At 65.5% G+C, this 18,583-nt stretch carries 19 protein-coding genes; 10 read left to right on the forward strand and 9 right to left on the reverse strand.

Going from position 1 to position 18,583, the window contains the following annotated elements:
* The first annotated feature begins 14 nt into the window (after window positions 1–14).
* Window positions 15–1,586 (forward strand): FAD-dependent monooxygenase, encoded by a 1,572-nt coding sequence (locus LMQ14_RS12970; protein ID WP_267735101.1) that lies wholly within the window; start codon window positions 15–17, stop codon window positions 1,584–1,586.
* Here the strand turns inward: LMQ14_RS12970 and LMQ14_RS12975 are convergent.
* The 4 genes from LMQ14_RS12975 to aceA form a co-directional block, all read right to left on the reverse strand.
* Window positions 1,573–2,736: an LLM class flavin-dependent oxidoreductase gene (locus LMQ14_RS12975; RefSeq protein WP_267735102.1), complete on the reverse strand. Its 1,164-nt coding sequence runs from the start codon at window positions 2,734–2,736 to the stop codon at window positions 1,573–1,575. The two genes, LMQ14_RS12970 and LMQ14_RS12975, sit on opposite strands and share 14 nt — an antisense overlap.
* A 141-nt stretch (window positions 2,737–2,877) precedes the next feature.
* Window positions 2,878–3,267, reverse strand: a complete 390-nt coding sequence (locus tag LMQ14_RS12980) for a hypothetical protein (protein WP_420714645.1) — start codon at window positions 3,265–3,267, stop codon at window positions 2,878–2,880.
* 145 nt (window positions 3,268–3,412) lie between these two features.
* On the reverse strand, window positions 3,413–3,634 hold the full coding sequence (locus tag LMQ14_RS12985) for a hypothetical protein (protein ID WP_267735103.1): 222 nt from the start codon (window positions 3,632–3,634) through the stop codon (window positions 3,413–3,415).
* A 251-nt stretch (window positions 3,635–3,885) separates the two neighbouring features.
* A complete protein-coding gene (gene aceA, locus LMQ14_RS12990; protein WP_267735104.1) occupies window positions 3,886–6,174 on the reverse strand; it encodes an isocitrate lyase ICL2 in 2,289 nt (762 codons plus the stop codon).
* Between the two features lie 313 nt (window positions 6,175–6,487).
* Here aceA and LMQ14_RS12995 point away from each other — a divergent pair, with 313 nt between their 5' ends.
* Complete coding sequence (locus tag LMQ14_RS12995; RefSeq protein ID WP_267735105.1) at window positions 6,488–6,862, forward strand: hypothetical protein; 375 nt, start codon at window positions 6,488–6,490, stop codon at window positions 6,860–6,862.
* Here LMQ14_RS12995 and LMQ14_RS13000 read toward each other — a convergent pair.
* Entirely contained in the window at window positions 6,859–7,569 is a 711-nt protein-coding gene (locus tag LMQ14_RS13000; RefSeq protein WP_267735106.1) for an MBL fold metallo-hydrolase, read from the reverse strand. The two genes, LMQ14_RS12995 and LMQ14_RS13000, sit on opposite strands and share 4 nt — an antisense overlap.
* Before the next feature lie 71 nt (window positions 7,570–7,640).
* Here LMQ14_RS13000 and LMQ14_RS13005 point away from each other — a divergent pair, with 71 nt between their 5' ends.
* Genes LMQ14_RS13005 through LMQ14_RS13020 form a run of 4 tightly spaced genes read left to right on the forward strand, consistent with a single transcriptional unit; the run spans window position 7,641 to window position 9,900 of the window.
* Window positions 7,641–7,955, forward strand: a complete 315-nt coding sequence (locus tag LMQ14_RS13005; RefSeq protein ID WP_420714646.1) for an ArsR/SmtB family transcription factor — start codon at window positions 7,641–7,643, stop codon at window positions 7,953–7,955.
* Window positions 7,952–8,362 (forward strand): SRPBCC family protein, encoded by a 411-nt coding sequence (locus tag LMQ14_RS13010; RefSeq protein ID WP_267735107.1) that lies wholly within the window; start codon window positions 7,952–7,954, stop codon window positions 8,360–8,362. The genes LMQ14_RS13005 and LMQ14_RS13010 overlap by 4 nt, the downstream gene beginning before the upstream one ends.
* Before the next feature lie 12 nt (window positions 8,363–8,374).
* Window positions 8,375–9,379, forward strand: coding sequence for a synaptic vesicle VAT-1 family membrane protein (locus LMQ14_RS13015; protein ID WP_267735108.1), 1,005 nt, complete (start codon window positions 8,375–8,377; stop codon window positions 9,377–9,379).
* The gene (locus LMQ14_RS13020; protein WP_267735109.1) at window positions 9,376–9,900 is read left to right on the forward strand and encodes a YbhB/YbcL family Raf kinase inhibitor-like protein; all 525 of its coding nucleotides are present in this window, start codon (window positions 9,376–9,378) and stop codon (window positions 9,898–9,900) included. Before LMQ14_RS13015 ends, LMQ14_RS13020 begins: the two co-directional genes overlap by 4 nt.
* A gap of 4 nt (window positions 9,901–9,904) precedes the next feature.
* Here LMQ14_RS13020 and LMQ14_RS13025 read toward each other — a convergent pair whose 3' ends face one another.
* On the reverse strand, window positions 9,905–11,470 hold the full coding sequence (locus LMQ14_RS13025) for a phytoene desaturase family protein (RefSeq protein WP_267735110.1): 1,566 nt from the start codon (window positions 11,468–11,470) through the stop codon (window positions 9,905–9,907).
* Window positions 11,471–11,582: 112 nt separating this feature from the next.
* Between LMQ14_RS13025 and LMQ14_RS13030 the strand changes: the two genes are divergently transcribed.
* Window positions 11,583–12,194 carry a TetR/AcrR family transcriptional regulator gene (locus LMQ14_RS13030; protein WP_267735111.1) on the forward strand — a complete coding sequence of 204 codons (612 nt, stop codon included), beginning with the start codon at window positions 11,583–11,585 and terminating at the stop codon, window positions 12,192–12,194.
* On the opposite strand, the gene LMQ14_RS13035 is transcribed toward LMQ14_RS13030, so the two are convergent.
* On the reverse strand, window positions 12,191–12,742 hold the full coding sequence (locus tag LMQ14_RS13035; protein ID WP_267735112.1) for a TetR/AcrR family transcriptional regulator: 552 nt from the start codon (window positions 12,740–12,742) through the stop codon (window positions 12,191–12,193). The genes LMQ14_RS13030 and LMQ14_RS13035 overlap by 4 nt on opposite strands.
* Window positions 12,739–13,074: a DUF962 domain-containing protein gene (locus tag LMQ14_RS13040; RefSeq protein WP_267735113.1), complete on the reverse strand. Its 336-nt coding sequence runs from the start codon at window positions 13,072–13,074 to the stop codon at window positions 12,739–12,741. Before LMQ14_RS13040 ends, LMQ14_RS13035 begins: the two co-directional genes overlap by 4 nt.
* An 86-nt stretch (window positions 13,075–13,160) precedes the next feature.
* Here LMQ14_RS13040 and LMQ14_RS13045 point away from each other — a divergent pair, with 86 nt between their 5' ends.
* Window positions 13,161–13,988, forward strand: a complete 828-nt coding sequence (locus LMQ14_RS13045; RefSeq protein ID WP_267735114.1) for an alpha/beta fold hydrolase — start codon at window positions 13,161–13,163, stop codon at window positions 13,986–13,988.
* A 52-nt stretch (window positions 13,989–14,040) separates the two neighbouring features.
* On the opposite strand, the gene LMQ14_RS13050 is transcribed toward LMQ14_RS13045, so the two are convergent.
* The gene (locus tag LMQ14_RS13050) at window positions 14,041–17,013 is read right to left on the reverse strand and encodes a S8 family serine peptidase (RefSeq protein WP_267735115.1); all 2,973 of its coding nucleotides are present in this window, start codon (window positions 17,011–17,013) and stop codon (window positions 14,041–14,043) included.
* A 222-nt stretch (window positions 17,014–17,235) separates the two neighbouring features.
* Between LMQ14_RS13050 and LMQ14_RS13055 the strand changes: the two genes are divergently transcribed.
* Window positions 17,236–17,628, forward strand: a complete 393-nt coding sequence (locus LMQ14_RS13055) for a tautomerase family protein (RefSeq protein ID WP_267735116.1) — start codon at window positions 17,236–17,238, stop codon at window positions 17,626–17,628.
* Window positions 17,625–18,581 carry an NAD(P)H-dependent flavin oxidoreductase gene (locus LMQ14_RS13060; protein WP_267735117.1) on the forward strand — a complete coding sequence of 319 codons (957 nt, stop codon included), beginning with the start codon at window positions 17,625–17,627 and terminating at the stop codon, window positions 18,579–18,581. The genes LMQ14_RS13055 and LMQ14_RS13060 overlap by 4 nt, the downstream gene beginning before the upstream one ends.
* The last annotated feature ends 2 nt before the right edge of the window (window positions 18,582–18,583 follow it).

Consider the following 18,583-nt stretch of genomic DNA (forward strand, 5'->3'; position numbering starts at 1 on the left):
CTAAGCTGGCCTAAGTGATTGACGTCGTCATCGCCGGTGGCGGTCCGAACGGGCTGATGCTGGCCAGCGAATTGGCATTGAACGGAATCCGGCCGGTGGTGCTGGACGCGCTGCCCGGCCCTAATCCCATGCGGCGAGCCAACGGCGTTATCGGCCAAGGGGTTCGGATCCTGGACCATCGCGGTCTCTACGGCACCCTGGCCGGAACCGCGGAGCCGCCCCGGCTCAACCCTCGCGCCATGTTTGCGGCCTTCCCGTTGGATCTCACGTCGATCGCCGACTCGCAGGTCTTCCTGCTGCCCGTCCAGCAACCCAAGCTGGTACAGGTGCTTGCCGAGCGCGCCGTTGCACACGACGTCGACCTTCGATGGGGCCACGCGCTCACCGGCTTCGACCAGGACGGCGCCGGTGTGACGGTGGATGTCGACGGGCCCGGCGGCGCCTATCGGCTGCGGGCCAAGTACCTGATCGGCGCCGACGGCGGCACCAGCATGACGCGCAAGTTGGCCGGTATCGATTTCCCCGGGATGTCGTCGCACGACGTGGTCGCCCGGATGGGATTCGACATCGTGCCGCCAGACGAATGGATCGATCCGGTCAGCGGCGTGTTGGACGTGCCCGGGTACGGACGGATCCCACCGCTGGGGTTCCATCGGGTCGAGCGCGGCGTCTTGGCCCTCGGCGCGCTCGGGCGCCGGGCGGCCGTGATCTGTTTCGAATTGGACCCAACCGCCCGCGCGGAGCCCGCCGAGGACAATTTCGACGGGCAGCCGATGAGCCTGGAAGAACTGGAAGCCAGCGTCAAACGGGTGCTGGGCGCGGACCTGCCGCTGCGGCCGGTGTCGCCCGAGGCTGACCTCGACCTGCGGCGGTTCGCCGGCATCAACTCACGGATCGCGTCGCGGTATCAGGTGGGACGGGTGATCCTGGTGGGCGACGCCGCGCATGTCCACTCCCCGATGGGTGGACCGGGACTCAACCTGGGCCTGCAGGACGCGGTGAACCTCGGCTGGAAACTCGCGACGGTGCTGCACGGGCGCGTCGACCCCGCGTTGCTGGACACCTACGAAGCAGAGCGCCGGCCCGCTGCCGAGCGGGTCATCATGCACAGCCGGGCGCAGCTGGCACTCGTGCGGCCCGGGCCCGAGGTCACCGCATTGCGGCAGCTGTTCTCCGAGCTGCTCACCGATTCCGATATCGCCCGTCGCCTCAGCGACCTGATATCCGGGGCCGAAAACCGTTACAGCACAGACCCCGACGCGCATCCGCTCACCGGGCACTGGGTGCCCGACTTCGGCGTGACGGACGGCGGCCAGACCAGGCGTATTGCGGAGCTGGCCCGCACTGGACGGCCGGTACTTGTCGATCTCACCGACTCCGGCTGCGTGGCTGCCGCGGTTGCCGATGCCGCAGACCAGCTCACCGTCGCGCTCGGACATTCGGATCGCGAACTGCCAGCCACCGCGCTGCTGGTGCGCCCCGACGGCTATGTGGCGTGGGCATCCTCGGCGGCGTCGCCCGATGTGGTGGAACTGCGCCGGGCGCTCACGCGCTGGTTCGGACTGGGTGGGACTACTTGGCGTTGAGCTCGTCCTGGTACTTCTTGGTCATGTGCTCGACGGCCTGATTCTGTGACTCAGCGAGCCCTTCGCGGGCCTCGCTGGCGCGCGCGGCGGCATCGAGTGTCGGCTGCGCCTGGCCCTGGAAGTGCGGCATCACTTCGGCGGCGAACAATTCGGCCGACCGTTTGGTAGCCGCCGGGTCGGCCCACTCGTGGCCCATTTGCAGCATGCAGCCGAAGCCGCCGGACTGATCCCACATCCGCTGGACCTGCGCCCGCGCCCGCTCCGGGGTGCCGATCACGCCCGCGCCGTTCTCGTTGATGACGTCGATCATCTCGTCGATCTGTTCGCCCGGCATGGTCATCTGCGGGAAGGCGGCCACCTTCTGGAAGTACCGGAACCAGGGCTCCAGGCCGAACTTCACGTCCTCGCGCGCCTGCTTGTCGGTTTCGGCGATATGGAACGGCCCGACCAGGCTCCAGTTCCGGCGATCGACCGTGGTGCCGAACACCGCGGCGCGTTCTTCGACGATGTCCCAGTGATATTGCAGTGCGTTGAAGCCCTCGATGGTCAGCGTCGCGCCGATGGAGAGCAGGCCGATGCCGTGCCTGCCGGCGAGTCGCGCACCCGTCGGCGAGGCGACCGCTGCCACCGCGAGAGGGACCCCGCCGTCGGAATACGGGGCGAGCTGCAACTTGGCGTTGTGCAGTTCGTGCGTCGGCGTCTTGGCGCTCACCGTCTCGCCCCGCAGCAGCCGGACCACGATGTCGAGGTTGGTATCTAGTAACTCGCGGGTGTCGGTGGGTGTCAGCCCGATCATCGACGAGTCGCTGGGCAGCGAGCCGGGTCCCACACCGCCGATCACGCGGCCGTGAGTGAGGTGGTCCAGCATCATCAACCGGTCGGCGACCCAGAGCGGGTTGTGGTACGAGAGCGAAATGACGCCGGTGCACAGCTTGATCCACTTGGTCCGCTCGGCGGCCGCCGCGATGAAGATTTCCGGCGAAGCGATGATTTCGCTGCCGGCCGAGTGATGCTCGCCGATCCACGCTTCGTCGAAGCCCAGGGCATCGAGGTGTTGGACGAACTCGAGGTCGCGCTGCAGCGCAAGCGTCGGGTTGGTGCCCGCGCGGTGAAACGGCGCGATGAAATATCCGAACCTGAGCTTCGCCATCGAAGTTCTCCTTGCAGTCGCGTTGCGGAGAACCATAACTCAGGCCGGCGAGCCTCAGAACAAGATCAGCGGCGCGACGTCGTGGATTGTCTCAAGCGCCGCGGTTCGTGGATATTGCTCAGCCGAGGGGCCAAGTCGACATCAGTTGCCGCCACAGATGTTGCCGATGCAGCCACCGCCGCCGCCGGGTCCGCCGCCGCCACCACCGACGCCCGGGATGCCGCCGCTACCGCCGCCGGGCCCGCCACCACCGGTGGGACCGCCGGGGACGGTGCCGCCTCCGCCGCCCGGTCCACCACCCCCGGTCGGGCCGCCCGGGACGGTGCCACCGCCGCCGCCCGGCCCGCCGCTGCCGGTCGGGCTACCGGTATCCGGGGCCGTCGAGGGCGCAACGCTGGACGTCGTGGTGGTTGTGGTCGTCGTGGTGCTGCTGCTAGGAGCCTTGTTGCCGCCGCCGCCACAGCCAACCGTCAGAACGAGCATGGCCGCTCCGCCGAAAACCGCAACTGCCGTCCGAGCTTGCGTTCTCATCAGACTCCCCTCCCGAAACTCCTGTGAACTCTGTCGTTCGTACCCGCTGGTGTGTGCCGCCAACCGCACGAATAGGGGTGGACATGCCAGTGGCCCATCTCGTAGGCGAGATGGGCCACCGGTTGCTTGGATGCGGGTTTGGCGCCTAGCCGCAGTTCAGGCCCGAGATGCAGGCGGTGAGGACGGCCTTGTGCACGCCGTTAGCCGACACGTTCGGAGTCGCGGGCGCGACGTTCGACGAAACGTGGGTGGGAGCGGGGGGCGGGGGTGCGACTTCGCTGGGGCTGATGCCGCCGAGTCCGACGATGAAAGCAACTGCACCCGCCGCACCGAAGGTCGTGATCGTCATCTTGGTCTGAGACTTCATTGGAGTGTCCTTTCGCCGTTCTGCCAGGTCTGCTGCACGTCTGTACAATAGGTAATGTACACCTATGCAACTATTGCCGGAAGGGAAAGTGGCCGGTGTGATCGCTTTCACGTTTTGAGTCGGGTGCGACGCGCGGGACAGCACGATGACTGCCGTCGTCCGGCAAGAAAAGAGATCGCGGCACGCCGACCCGCGGCATCGCGAAATACTAAGCCCGCCAATGAGTTTCGCGGACTTCTAGGACTAGATGGCTAGTCGTCCTTGGTGATCAGCTTCCGCAGCGCCACCCGATCGGGCTTGAGCAGCTCGGCGATACGCGGCTTGTTCACCTCGGCAACAATGATCTCGCCGACCTCCGGGTAGACCTCGCTGAAGATGCCGTGGGACTTCATCTTCTCGGTCTGATAGAGGTTGTCCTCGGTCGGTGTCACGTAGTAGACCGCGTCGGCCTTGAAGCGGTTCACCAGCCAGAGGTGGATCAAGGTCATCAGCCGCTTCTGCCGCAGCTTCTCGGCGAAGGTGTTCTGGTCGCGCACCTGCAGGATGCTGCGGCCGTGCCGGTCCTTGATCGGATCGACGATCACATTGGCCAGCTGCTCATCGTCGTTGCCGAGGATCCCGAGTTCGAGCACGTCCGATCCGGCGCGGCGCGGCCGCAGCGTCACACGGAGCTTTTCGTCCAGCTGGTAGTGCTCGCTCCACAGCGCCAGCCACTCCTCCAGCAGCTTCTTCGGCACCTCGGTCTGGACCAGGTGCTGGTGCTGGGTCGAGCCCTTGCCCATTGCCTTCGTGGTCGCGGTGCGGCCCGACGAGGCGGCCAGCGCGGCGTCGCTGCGCGGCCCGCCGACCAGCGTCTGCGGCGTCCGGTACGGCGATTCGACCAGGCGCATCTTGCGCTGCAAACGAGCCAGCGCCAGCATGCCGTCCTGTCGGAGGTTGGTCGCGAACTCCTCGGCGGCGACGCCGTCGATCTGGTGTCCGCCGTAGGTGATGAAGTTGAAGACGAAGCCCATCTTGCCGAGCTCCACCGGGAACTGCTTCATCTCTTCGTCGGTCATGCCGGTGGTGTCCCAGTTGAACGACGGCGACAGGTTGTAGGCCAGCATCTGGTCGGGGAATTCGGCGTGGATCGCGTCGGCGAACTGTTTGGCGTCGGCCAGATCCGCGGTCTTCGTTTCCATCCAGAGGATGTCGGCGAACGGCGCGGCCGCCAGCGACTTCGCGATCGCATACGGGATGCCGCCGCGGACCTGGTAATAGCCCTCCGGGGTCCTCGCAAGTTCCGGGCTCCATTGCGCGTCGGCGCCCAACTCCCGCGCCTTCTCCCGGGCCGCGTAGTGCGACGTCCGCGCGGCGAACCGGCGCCACTCGTCGGGGCTCATGCTCGCCGGCTCGCCTTCGCTTTCGCCGAACGCCAGCACTTCGGCCACGGCATCGCTGTAGGTCATCAGGCCGGCGTCGTCCTCCCAGGCGGCCACGAACCGCGACTCGACCTGGTCGAACAGGTCGTCGATCGAGCCCTGTCCGTTCTCCCGCCACTGGGTGACACCTTCGGAGACCAGGGCGAAGATCCCTTGCCGCTCCAGCCACGCGTTGGCGATGCCGTACTCGCCGTCGGCGAGGGCATAGAGGAGATGACCGTTGAGCTCCTTGACACCCAGCTCGTAGAAACGGCGCATCAGCGCGAGGAAACAGCCCTTGTACGACGGGATGTCCAAGTTGGTGGCCCCGAGCAGGAACGCCTGGTCGCGTTCATCGGAGTTGCTGTCGATCAGGTTGGCCGCCTCGGCGTCGGTGCGCGCGACGATGATGCCCGGCACCCGCATCACGTCGAGCTGGAATCGGGCGGCGTTGAGGCGCTTGATCTGTTCGTCGGATGGCACCAGAACCTTGCCGCCCTGATGACCGCACTTCTTGGTACCCGGACGCTGGTCTTCGATGTGGTAGCCGGGAACGCCGACCTCCACGAACCGGCGGACCAGGTTGCGCACGTGCGGATCCCCGCCGTGGCCGGTATCGGCATCGGCGATGATGAACGGGCGGAAGTCGTACTCCTTGGCCGTCGCGCGTTGCTGCTCGCTCATCTGGCGCCGCTGGAACTGCTGGTTGCGGTCCGCGGTCAGCAGCGCGCGCACCAGCACCGCGGCATCTTCGGGCACCTGGCTCAGCGGGTAGCTCGCCAGGTCCGGCCCCGGGTCTTCGGTGGTGGACCCCTTGGCGGAGGTAGCCCAGCCGCCGAGGTAGATGCCCTCGATGCCCATTCGCTTCATACTCACCGCCTGCCCCGGTGAGTACGGACCGAAGGTCGTGATGCTCTTCTTCGCCGCGAAAAGCTCGCGCAGGCGGGGATAAAAGGCCGTCGCCGCCTCGCGGGCCACGGTGTAGTCGGTCGGTATCGTGCCGCGTTGCTCTACTACCTGGCGGGCCGTATAGAGGCGAATCTTCCCGGTGAAGCGTGGGTCGTCGAAGTATCGCTGCGTGGCGGCGACGTCTTCGTCGAACGGTGCGGGGACCTCAGTGTCCGCGTCGATGATGGCCATTGCTTTACGCTCCCCTTCCAGCGCGATTCCGCTGCACGTGAGTCTAGCCCCGGACCCGATATTTCAATCATGAGTAATTGACCGGGCGCCGAGCCGGGCCAAATCTGTTGCCACACGGTGTACTCCGGGCGCCTGCGGCCAGCGCGGTGGCTGCTTGGGCCCGCCTAAGCGATTGCGGTGCAATGCTTTTCGACAGATTTCGGGTGCCGGCGGTCCGGCGGACGGCCGTCAGGTGCCTACGCAGCAAACTGCATAGACGGGTAGATGTAAAGAAACCCAGCCTAGCCAGCAAACTTCGAGTAAGGTCGGTCCGGTGCAGACGGAATTGCGGTACGAGCGTTGGTATGTGCTGTTATCCACTCCGCTGGGGCTTGGGCCCAACACCAGCGAGGTGCGGGTCGAAGACGGGATTCTTCACGTGAAGATGGGTTGGGCGTTCGATGCCCATATCCCGATCGCGTCAATCAAAAGTGCCGAAGCGTCCGACGAGCGCACGTTCACCGCGGGCGTGCATTACTCGAGCGGTCGCTGGCTGGTCAACGGTTCTGGAAAAGGACTGGTGGCTTTGACGATAGAGCCGCCGGTCCAGGCGAAAGTCCCGCTGAGGACGGCGGCGCTGCGCTCGTTGGTGCTCAGCGTGACCGATCCGGAGGCGCTGATCGCCGCGTGCACAGTCGCGACCGCCTAGCTTGAACGTTGTTGTAACCAAGCCCGCTGGCGGCGGATGAACTCCGCGTCGACGATCTTCCCGTGACCCGGGACGTAGATCGTTTCTCGCCCACCGATCGCCCCCACCCGATCAAGCGTTGCCGGCCAGGCCACCAGATCGGAGTCGGCATCGATCCACGGGTCGGCGGACTCTTCGACGAGGTCACCGGTGAACACCACCTCGCGGTGATCGTGATCGTCCAGCCCCGGCACCACCACGATCAGGTCCGACGTGGTGTGGCCGCGACCCGGGTGAGTGACCCGCACATCGCGGTCGCCCAGGTCGATAGTGGCGTCATAGAGGCCGTGCTGCGGCGGCCGCAACGCCGCGATTGCCCGGTCGATCTCGGCGGCGTCGGCACCATAACTCAGGGCATGGGCGCGAATCCGGTCGTGGGCCGACGACAGGTAGTCGACAACTTCCGGCGCGCAGTAGATGTCGGCGTCCGTGAAGAATGCGGAACCCAGAACGTGGTCGAAATGCTTGTGCGTCAGCACAATATGGGTGACCGGGCCCCCGGTGAGCTCTCGGACGTCCTCGTCGATCGCGGCCGCCTCGGTCATCGTGGTGCCACTATCGACAAGTAAGGCGCCAGCACGTCCGCGCACCAGCCCGACGGTGACGTCGCAGAACGCAAGCCGGCAGCGGTGCACGCTGGGGGTCAGTCGTTCCCAGGCGAAGCGCACAGAAGGCAATTTAGCGCGCGTGCGGATGAGGCGGTTGACGTGTCGGGAATTTCCGACATATAGTGCCGAGCGTGGCGACTCCGGATCGCGTCTTTCTCGCCCTGGCGAACCCGGTGCGACGCGAGCTATTGGAGATTCTGACGCGGCAGCAACTTTCCGCGGGCGAACTCAGCGACCGGTTCGAACTCAGTCGCCCCGCGGTCGCCGAGCATCTCAAGGTGCTCCGCGACGCCGGGCTGGTCGCCGACGAACCGCAAGGCCGCCGCCGCATCTACCGCCTCACCGCGGAGCCGCTCGCCGAGCTCGGCGAGTGGCTGCATCCCTTCGAGAAGTTCTGGCGCGGACGGCTGGCCGCGCTCGCCGACGCGGCAGAGGAGCTGGAATGAACCAGACGACATCACCCGCGACCATCAGGGTCGAGCAATTCGTGGCCGCGCCGCCGGAGAAGGTCTGGCGATTGCTGACCGAACCCGATCTGCTGCGGCTCTGGTGGGCCGACGGTCAGGTGGCGGCGGTCGTCGGCCACCAATTCACCCTCGACATGCCCGGCTACGGCAAGCAACCCTGCAAGGTGCTCGAGGTCGACGCACCGCGCCGTTTCGTCTACACGTTCACCTCCGCGTGGACGCTGCGCTGGCGCCTGGAACCCGAGGGCACCGGCACCCGAGTGTTCTTGGAGCACAGTGGGTTTGACCTGAACGACACGAGGATGGCGGCGGCCTTCGACCGCATGGGACCCGGGTGGCGCGACGTCATCCTCCCCCGCCTCGCCGAATCCGCCACACCGGCGTAGGGAAGGATCGCGATGCGCGCAGTCGTCATCACCAAGCACGGGGATCCATCGGTCTTGCAGGTGCAGCAGCGCCCGTACCCACCCGCGCCGGGGCCGGGCCAGCTGCAGGTCGCGGTACGTGCGGCGGGGGTGAATTTCGCCGATCACCTCGCTCGGGTCGGGCTGTATCCCGACGCGCCGAAACTTCCGGCGGTCGTCGGTTACGAAGTCGCCGGCATCGTCGCTGCCGTCGGCGACGACGTCGACCCCGGCCGCGTCGGCGAACGGGTCTTGGCCGGAACACGATTCGGCGGCTACGCCGAAACCGTCAACGTGGCCGCCACCGATTCCGTGGTCCTGCCCGACACGCTGAGCTTCGAGCAGGGCGCTGCCGTCCCGGTCAACTACGCAACCGCCTGGGCTGCGCTACACGGCTACGGTTCACTGCGCCGTGGCGAGCGGGTGTTGATTCACGCCGCGGCCGGAGGCGTTGGGACGGCGGCCATCCAGTTCGCCAAGGCAGCCGGTGCCGAGGTCCATGGCACTGCGTCTCCGGCCAAACATCAGCGGCTCGCGGAGCTCGGCGTGGACCGTGCGATCGACTACCGCCGCGATGGCTGGTGGAAGGACGTCGGCCCCTACGACCTGATCCTCGACGCCCTGGGCGGGACGTCGCTGCGGCGGTCGTATGAGTTACTGCGGCCCGGCGGAAGGCTTGTGGGATATGGGGTTTCGTCGCTACAGGAGGGCGAGAAGCGCTCGCTGCGCCGGGCGGCCCCGCAGGTGTTGTCGATGCTGCGCGGTTTCAACCTGATGGACCAACTCTCGGCGTCGAAGGCCGTGATCGGCCTGAACATGCTGCGATTGTGGGACGATCGCGGCACGCTGGAACCATGGATCACTCCGCTGACCCAGGCCTTGCAGGACGGCACCATTACGCCGATCGTGCACGCGGCCGTCCCGTTCGACGAAGCGCCGACCGCTCACCGAATTCTGGCGGCGCGGGAGAACATCGGAAAGGTGGTCCTGGTCCCATGAACCTGACACTTCGGCGTATCGCCGTCGGCGGGCTGGCGTTGGTGCTCGCGGCCGGCGGCGGTGTGGCGCACGCGGCGCCGGACTCACCGCTGACAATCAGTAGTCCGGCCTTCGCCGACGGTGCGCCGATTCCGTCGCTGTACACCTGCAAAGGGATGGACATGTCCCCACCTTTGACCTGGTCGGCGCCGTTGGGAGCGGCCCTCGTCGTCGACGATCCCGATGCGCCCGGCGGAACATACATCCACTGGATCGTGATCGGAATCGCCCCGGGTTCGGGCAGCATCGGCGACGGCGGGACTCCACGTGGAGGGGTCACTTTGCCGAACTCCAACGGCCAGGACCTGTACGGCGGGCCCTGCCCGCCGCCCGGTAGCGGAGTGCACCACTACCGGTTCACCCTGTACCAGCTTCCCAACGACTACCAGTTGCCCCGTGGACTGGCCGGCGTGCAGGCCGCCCAGACCATTGCCGGCGCCGCGACCGCGCAGGCGCAGCTGACCGGAACGTTCAGCAGATGATCGGCTATCGGTCGTCCAGAATCTGATAGGCCGCGTTGTAGCCGGGAGTGAACGTAATACCCGGGCCGCCATGGCATCCCGCGCTGCCCAGGTACAGGCCATCGATCGGAATCGGCATGTCGAGGAAGCCTTTCGGGCCGGGACGGTTGGGCCCCATCAGATCCGGGTGCAACAGACCGTGGCAGAAGTCGCCGGCGGGTGCGCCGAACATCGTGTTCATGTGGTACGGCGCGAACGTGATATGGCGGATCATGATGTCCTTGAAGTTCGGCGCGAACTTGGTGATCTTGTCGATAACACGCTGTGCCATATCGTTTTTCAGGTGGCCATGCTGGTCCCGGTCGACTTCGACGGGGAATGCATAGGCGAATGCGCTCGCCGCGTGCTTGCCGGGCGGCGCCATGGCGGGATCGTGCACCGACGGGATCTGCATTCCCATCGACGGGTTGTCCGGAACGAGGCCCCGTCGGCAGACCTCCCACTGCCGCTGCTGCTCTTCGGGTGAGCCGAAGATCCCGACCGACTGTTGCATGCCCTCCTCGTTGAGGAATTCATACGGTGGCGCGAACTCGGGCAGCCCGTCCAGCGCGAAATGAAGTTGTACGAATGAGGCGCGGTGGTCGCGCCCGGAGACCCGGGAGACCAGTTCCGCGGGAACGTGTTCGGGTGCGATGAGCTCGGTGAGAGTCACGTCGGGCGACAGATTCGACACCACGATCGGCGCCGAGATCGTCGAACCGTCCCGCAGCCGGACGCCGGACACCTTCTGATACTCGACGAGGATCTCCTCGGCCTTGGTGCGGAAGCGGAGCTCGCCGCCATGGGATACGAAAAGCTCGCGCAGGTGTTGGGTGAGCGCGCCGATGCCGCCCTTGAGCTTGGTCATCATCGCGGTGCTGTCGTCGGGCACCGCAAGCGCGAACGCCAGGCACGCGGCACTGCCCGGGGTGTAGGGGCCGCGGTAGGTGGAGTTGACGGCCAGGAACGCCAGCATTCCGCGCATCACCGCGTGCTTGTCCTTGTCCGGCAGATAGCGGTCGATCACGTCCATCGACGCGCCGAACAGCATTTCGTGAATCGCTCGGCGCTCGGCGTCGTTGGTTGCGCAGGCGTACATTTCGTCGATCGTCTTGGGTGGCTGGCACACGTCGAAGCGGCCGAGCGCCCGTGCGGGTGCCTGGCTCCAGCCGATCAGCTCGGCCATGCCCATGACGGCTTCGACGCCGTGCTTCTCGCCTAGGTGGGTCATCAGCTGCATCGGGTCGCGATAGAAGATCATCGGCTCTTCACCGTTTTCGCCGATGTTGACCGACATCACGTCGGGCTCGATCGCGGGCAGCGTGTCGAGTCCGAGGTCTTTGGTGAGTTGACTTGCCATCGGGAACTGCACCGAGCCGGCGATCTCATAGTGGAAGCCGTCGATCAGTTCGACCGTCGCCGCCATGCCGCCCGCGTACGTATTGGCCTCCAGGCACACGGTTCGTAGGCCGGCGCGCTGCAGGATCGCCGCGGCGGTAAGCCCGTTGTGCCCGGCGCCCACCACGATTGCGTCGTATTCCGTCTTGCTCATAGTCCTGGCCCTGCCCTCCGTCGGTGGTCTGCGCGTGACAACAATATGTCAGTACTGACATAATTGGAAGATGTCAGTTCTGACGCAAGTGGTGAGATACGATCGGCCTGCCATGACTGTGCTAGCCGGTAGGCCGGCCAACCGCCACGAGCTGCGTCGACGATCGACGCACGAGGCGCTGCGCCAAGCCGCGCTAAAGTGCTTCGCCCACAAGGGCTTTGCGAACGTGACGGTCACGGAGTTGGCGGCCGAGGCCGGTGTCACCGAACGCACCTTCTTCCGGCACTTCCCGACCAAGGAGTCGGTGCTGTTCCAGGACTACGAGACGCAGTTGCAATGGCTGGCCGAGGCACTCGCGCAACGACCGGCTTCCGAGTCGCTCTTCGATGCCGTGCTGGCCAGTGTTGCGGCCTTCCCGCACGACCTCGAAGTGGTCCGGCAGGCCGCGACCGCGCGCACCGAGTTGATCAGCGCCGAGCGCATCGCCGGCCATTTACGGGTGGTGCAATCCTCGTTCGCCGCGGTGCTGACGGATTTCGTCACCAAACGGAACCCGGACGCGCCCGACATCGAGCTGGGCGCCGAGGTCGCGGGCTCCGCATTGGCCGCGGCTCTCGTTGTGGCAGTGGAGCATTGGGGCCGCAACGGCTGTACCGACGACCTCGGCGGGCTGGTGGCGGCCAGCCTGGATTTGGTCCGCTCGGGCCTGGCGCCGTTGGCTTAGTCCGCCGTCGGTGTGCGGGACGCGAGCCGCAGCAGACCCCGGCGCAACTCGTCATCGCGCTGCCGGGCATCGAGTTCGACGAGTGCGATTTCGGCGACCGCCGCAACGAGCAGCGCCGCGATCGGTTCCGGCGACGACCATCCGAGCGCCTGGAGGTCGGGCATCATCAGGGTGGCCGCACTGTGATTGCGTGCCGCGACCAAATCGGTCAATCCGGCCTCGGTGCGGGACTGAACGAGCAATGCCTTGGTGGCCGGTTCGGCCAGGCAGCCGTCTAGATAGGCGTTCATCGCGGCCTCGAGCCGGTCGTGTCCGGGCGGCAGCTCGGCCATGGCGGCCTCGATCGACTCCACGAGCTCGTCGTGAAATCGGATATGCAAGGCCCGCAGGTACTCGGCGCGGCTGGGCCAGTGCTGGTAGAAGCTGCCCTTCGCCATGCCGGCCTCGGCGACAATGGCGTTCACCGAGATCCTTGCCAGGTCAGCGGTTCCCAGCAGGCGCTGCCCCGCGTCCAGCAGCGCATTGCGTCCGGGCTCCGGCGATCTCACCGTAATCCCGCTTTCCGCTGGCTGCGTCGCGCCAGCATTTCGCCGTATTGCTCGCAGACGTCGATGACCCCGGTGAGTTGATACGTGATCCATCCCTTGTGGGTCGATGGCAGGTTCTTCTCGAATAATCGGTGACCGAGGATTTGCATGGCCCATCCGCCGATGAACATCGGGGCACCGACCTTTGGCTTGGCGAACATCAGCGGCAGCCCGGCCGCGATGATCGGGATGCCGAAGCGATGGGTCGTCCTGACCCCCTTCGACGTGTGTTGCGTGCGGTAGTAGGCCATCTTGTCGGCAAACGGCGCTTCGGGAGGCGGGGCTTGACCCATCGCGATTCCCTCCTTGTCATGACATTCCTATCGGGGTACCGTACGCCATGACCGACCAGTCGGTCAATCGAGTGAGAGGGACTCCCATGCCGACAATCCAAACCCGGGCAGGCCGGGTTGCCTATGACGAGATTGGCAGCGGGCCAACGGTTGTGCTGCTGCACGCAACGCTGCACGACCGCCGGGACTTCGACCCGATCCGCGAGGCGCTGGCCCGCCGCTACCGCACCATTGCAGTGGACTGGCCGGGGCACGGAGACTCGGATCCCGTGGGCTCGGCCGCTGAGCCCAGTGCCCCACTGTTCGCCGATGTACTCGAGGATGTCGTCGACGGCTTGGGTCTGACGCGGGCTGTGCTGATTGGAAATTCGGTCGGCGGGTTTGCCGCCGCGCGGTTGGCGATTACCCGGCCCGATCGTGTTGCGGGACTCGTCCTGGTCAACACCGGCGGCTTCGTGCCGTTGGGCCCGACGACGCGTGCCTTCTGCCGGGTCATCGGCTCGCCGGCGTTTGTCCGGCTCGGTGCGTCGGCATTCATCCGGGGCTACATGAAGGCCAAGAACGACAGCGATCGGAAGATCGCCGAGCGCGCGATCGCGGCGGCGAAAACGTCCGAAGGGATTCGGACGTTGACCGGGCTCTGGCGAAGCTTCGCGACGCCCGCACACGATTTACGAAGCCGCGCAGCGGAACTGACCGTCCCCACGCTCATCGTATGGGGCCGCAAGGACATCGCGATACCGCTGCGCGCCGGACGCGCCACGCATGACGCCATCGCGGGTTCGCGCCTCGAGATCCTGGACACCGGGCACGTGGTCTTTTCATCGGACCCGGCGGGCTTCTTGGCGGTCGCCGAGCCGTTTCTGGAATCGGTCGGTAGTAGCGAGATGGGTGCGCCTCGAAAGCCCTTATAGCACAAGTGATGTCAGTTGCGGTACTCGGCGGCCTCGACGAAGCGGCGCACGCCTACACTGGCTCTGGGACCGGCAACTCGGACCCTGCCAAGTCGCTGCCAAGGCGAGCGGACGCCGGATCAGGACTCCTCAAGACGGCCATCGCGGCTGAGCTGCCCAACTGGATACCGGTAGCGACCGCGTCGAAGTTATCGAAGTACTTGGACGATGCGGCGACGACCAGATTGTGACCGATGTTGTTCTGGTAGGCGATGTACAGCGTGTCGTTCAAAACCTTCATCGTGATGCAGTTCCCCACAATCTGCTGGGGAAATTGCCTCACGGCGAAACTGCTGCCGTCGTTTGAGGAGGCGATGAACAGACTCTGATCGGGTTTCTGTCCGGCGACGTAGAGCTTGCCATTGAAAGCGGCCATCGCGACGCAGCTCCCCAACTGGATGGAGGCAATTTGGGCGGCGCCCCAAATGTCGCCGTCGCTGGAGGTGGCGACGTGCATGGTCTGACTGGCGTCGTCGGCCTTGTAGGCCAGGAACAGCGTGTTACGCAAGACGGCCATCGCGGCACAGCTGCCCAACTTGATGTAACCAACCGTGGTGGTTTTCTCGGCAGTGTGGACCTTCAAATTGTGAGTGGCGTTGTCCTGGTAGGCGACGTAAAGCGTGCCATTGAGAACGGCCATCGCGATGCTATTCCCCACGAGCTCCTGAGGAAATTCATCCGTATCGAAGGCTCTGCCGTCAATTGCTGAGTGCAAGACCAGCATACGCGGATGGTTCGGATCGGTGACGTTCGGAGTGGCCACGTAGACCTTGCCATTGAATTGTTCGGTCGCGACGCAGCTCCCCAACTGCTCGTCGATGGTGGTGATACCCGACCAGTGGGTGCCGTTGTTGGACGAGGCGATCTGCATATTCTGACTGCTGTCGGTGGCCTTCCAGGCCAAGTAAAGCGCGTTATTGAAGACGGTCATCGCGGCACAGTTGCCCAACGGGACCGCGGGAGATGGGGTGGTGAAGACGTACTCCTCTCTGGGGGTGAGCACGACGAGTGTTCGACTGGAGCTGTCCTGGTAGGCGATGTGCAGCGTGCTATTCAAAACGGCCATCGCAATGCTGCTCCCCGGACTCTGCCCGGCTAATCCCTGGTGGGCGAAGCTGCGGCCGTCGCTTGACGAGGCAAAGATCAGAGCTGGCGGCAAGCCTGCAACCGGGCGGCCTTGAGCTGCGATGTAGAGCTTGCCGTTGAAAACGGCCATTGCGACGCAGCTCCCCAAACGGATATCCGTTTGGGATGGTGGCGACCAGCTGATGCCGTCGGCGCTCGTGGTGACGCACATGGTGCCGTCGCTGGCCGGGTAGACGACGTACAGCGTGCCGTTCAAAGCGGCCATCGCGACGCAGCTTCCCAGCGGTATTCCCGAAACGGTGCCGGTGGTCCATACGTTACCGTCGCTCGACTGGGCGTACCTCATACCACCCTGGGGCGTTGGGGTGACGAGGTTGAGCTGGTTATTGCGGACAGCCATTGCGACACAGCCGCCCAACGGGACGGATGGAGAAGGGGTCGTGGGTGTGCGGAAGTTGACGCCATCAAGAGTGGACGAGACGCGCAGCGACCCGTCGGGCGCCCGGAAGGCCAGGCACAGAAGGTGATTGAGCTCTGCGCTCGCGATGATGGCACCGACCTGGATCGGGGGCGCCACGACGAAATTGTGAAATGTGTAGCCACCGGAGTGTGCGATGCACAGGTTGTTAGTGCCGTCGTTTGCTGGGAAGGCGAGTCTGAGTTGCGTTAGGCAGCCGCGCGCATCGACGAGTCCATGTCCGTATTTCGGGTTGGGAACTGGGTCGCTGGGTTGGTCGCGCAGCGGCTTCGCGACGTCCTTGAGCCGCTGTTTGATCTGGGGAGCGGTCATCGACGGGTATGCGGTCCGAATGAGGCCGACAACGCCGCTTACGTACGGTGCTGCTAGCGAGGTGCCGCTACCCTCTTGTAGCCCACCGCCGTTCATAGTCGACTCGATACTGATGCCTGGGGCGACAAGGGTCAGCCAGTCGCCGTAGTTCGAGAACGAACAGCGGCGGTCGTTTTGGTCAGTCGCGCCTATGCAAACCACGTGGGCCATGGTGGCCGCATACATGCCCGGATACGGAGTGAAGGGGGCTGTCTGCCCGTCTGGAATGTTGCCGCTTGCAGTGACGATCAACGCGCCCGAGGTGCCGGCGGCGGCGATGACCCTCCTCAGGTTGACGTCGTCAGCGGTAGCTATAAAGGAGCAGTTGACGATCGCGGCGGGACCCGGAGGTGTCACGGCCCATTCGATCCCCTGTGCGACCGTAGCCGCATCCCCGTCTCCCACACCGGGCAGTGCTTTGACCGGCAGTAGTCCGCAGGTCCAGTTCACACCCGCGATCCCCGTGCGGTTGTTGCCAATCGCGCCGATGATCCCGGCGATCTTGGTGCCGTGGCCCTCGACAGCATCGTCGTCCTGGGGCGGATGACCGGGGTTGAGGATGTTCCACCCCGTCAGTAGCTGACCTGATAGCTCGGGATGGTTAAAGTCGCAGCCTGTATCGACGACCGCGATCACCACTCGCCTGTCGCCTGTCGTGACGTCCCAGGCCCCCGGACAGTTAATCTGCGGAGGTCCCCACAGGTCCTGGAAATTGGGGTCGTTGGGTATTGCGTTGACGGTGACGCGCGCGTGCGGTGATGACTCAACGACAGAAGGCAGCTTGTTGAGCACGGCGAGGACCACCTCTACCGTGTTTAGCTCCTCGAACCGGATGACCGCGATACCGGCGAGCTCCGGGAGCGCCTTCGCCTCAAATACGCGAAATAACGCTCGAGCACCGAACTGCTCCAACGCATCATCGAGTTCTTCGATTCCGATGCGGCTGGGAGGTGGCTCATCGGATCCCAGCGCCCTGGCGCGGTAGACAGGCAGTTGGCGCACGAATTCAGAGGCCTGCAGGTGAACAACAACCTCACCCGGGACGTAAGAGTTAGCGTCAAGATCGGCCATGGCGCGACCTCCTTAGATAGTCAGTCGCATTGGGGGCCTCAAAAGTAAGCGAATGACGGTGTCCTGCACCCCATACGTTGGGCAACGACGGCTTGAACCTAAGACGAACAATGTGACCGTCGTCACATTGAGTCGCTGCGTACGACTGGCATGTCGCAGCCGCATCTTCCGGCCTAACGTCGTGTCCGGGCGGGCACCGCCCCGCTGACCAGAGGAGAGAAAATGCCGCTGCTGTACTTCGACCTGATCGAGGGTCGCACGCCGTCGGAGCTCCAGGCGTTGCTGGACGCCGCGCATGACGCCGTCCTTGGCGCGTTTGCGGTGCCGCCGGGCGACCGCTATCAGGTGGTGCGCACCCATCCCGCGCACGAAATCGTGGCGTGGGACACCGGTCTCGGCATCGAGCGCTCGGCACGGCTCGTGGTGGTGCACGTGGTGAGCAGGCCGCGCACCCGGGCCATGAAAGAACGGTTCTACGAGCTGCTGGCATCGAATCTTTCCGACCTGTGCGGGGTCGACCCGACCGATCTCATCGTGTCGATCACCGAAAACGGTGACGAGGATTGGTCTTTCGGTCATGGGCGGGCGCAGTTCCTGACCGGAGAACTGCAATGAACACTCGGCTCACCGAATTGTTCGGCATCGAACACCCGATCCTGCTCGCGCCGATGGCGATGGCCTCCGGCGGCCGGCTGGCGGCGGCGGTGACCGCGGCCGGCGGGCTTGGCTTGATCGGTGGCGGGTACGGCGACGGCGACTGGCTCCGGCGCGAATTCGATTTGGCTGAGGGGGCAAGGGTCGGATGCGGATTCATCACCTGGAGCCTGGCGCAAAGCCCCGAACTACTCGATCAGGCTCTCGAATGGCAACCAGCCGCAATCATGTTGTCGTTCGGTGATCTTCGGCCATTCGCCGAGCGCGTGCGCACGGCGGGCGTCGCACTGATCGCCCAGGTGCAGAACCTCGAGCACGCATGCCAGGCCTTGGACACCGGCGTGGACATCGTCGTCGCGCAGGGCGGTGAGGCCGGGGGTCACGGCATGACCGCCCGGTCCACCTTCACACTGGTGCCCGACGTCGTCGACCTCGTCGCCGCGCGCTCCCCCGAAACGCTGGTCGTGGCCGCCGGCGGTGTCGCGGACGGCCGCGGACTTGCGGCGGGGTTGGCACTTGGCGCCGACGGCGCGCTGGTCGGCACCCGGTTGTGGGCCAGCACCGAGGCATTGGTGTCACCGCGAGCGCAGGAGCGCGCCATCGCGGCCAGCGGCGACGATACCTTCCGCACCCGCGTGTACGATGTTGTGCGACAGCTTGATTGGCCCGCCGACTACAACGCCAGAGCGCTGGGCAACCGATTCCTCGACACCTGGCATGGGAACGAGGACCAACTGTCGGAGGCCCTGCCCGAAGCAGTCGAGACCTTCGAGAAGGCCGTGGCCGCAGAGGATTTCGATGCAGCCGCCATCCTGGTCGGCGAGGCGATCGGACTCGTCCACGATGTTCGACCGGCTGCCGACATCGTGCGCGACATGGCGGGTGATGCCGCGCGAATCCTCGGCCGGGCGTGACG

The sequence above is a fragment of the Mycobacterium sp. Aquia_213 genome (genome assembly GCF_026625985.1).
Taxonomy (GTDB): domain Bacteria; phylum Actinomycetota; class Actinomycetes; order Mycobacteriales; family Mycobacteriaceae; genus Mycobacterium.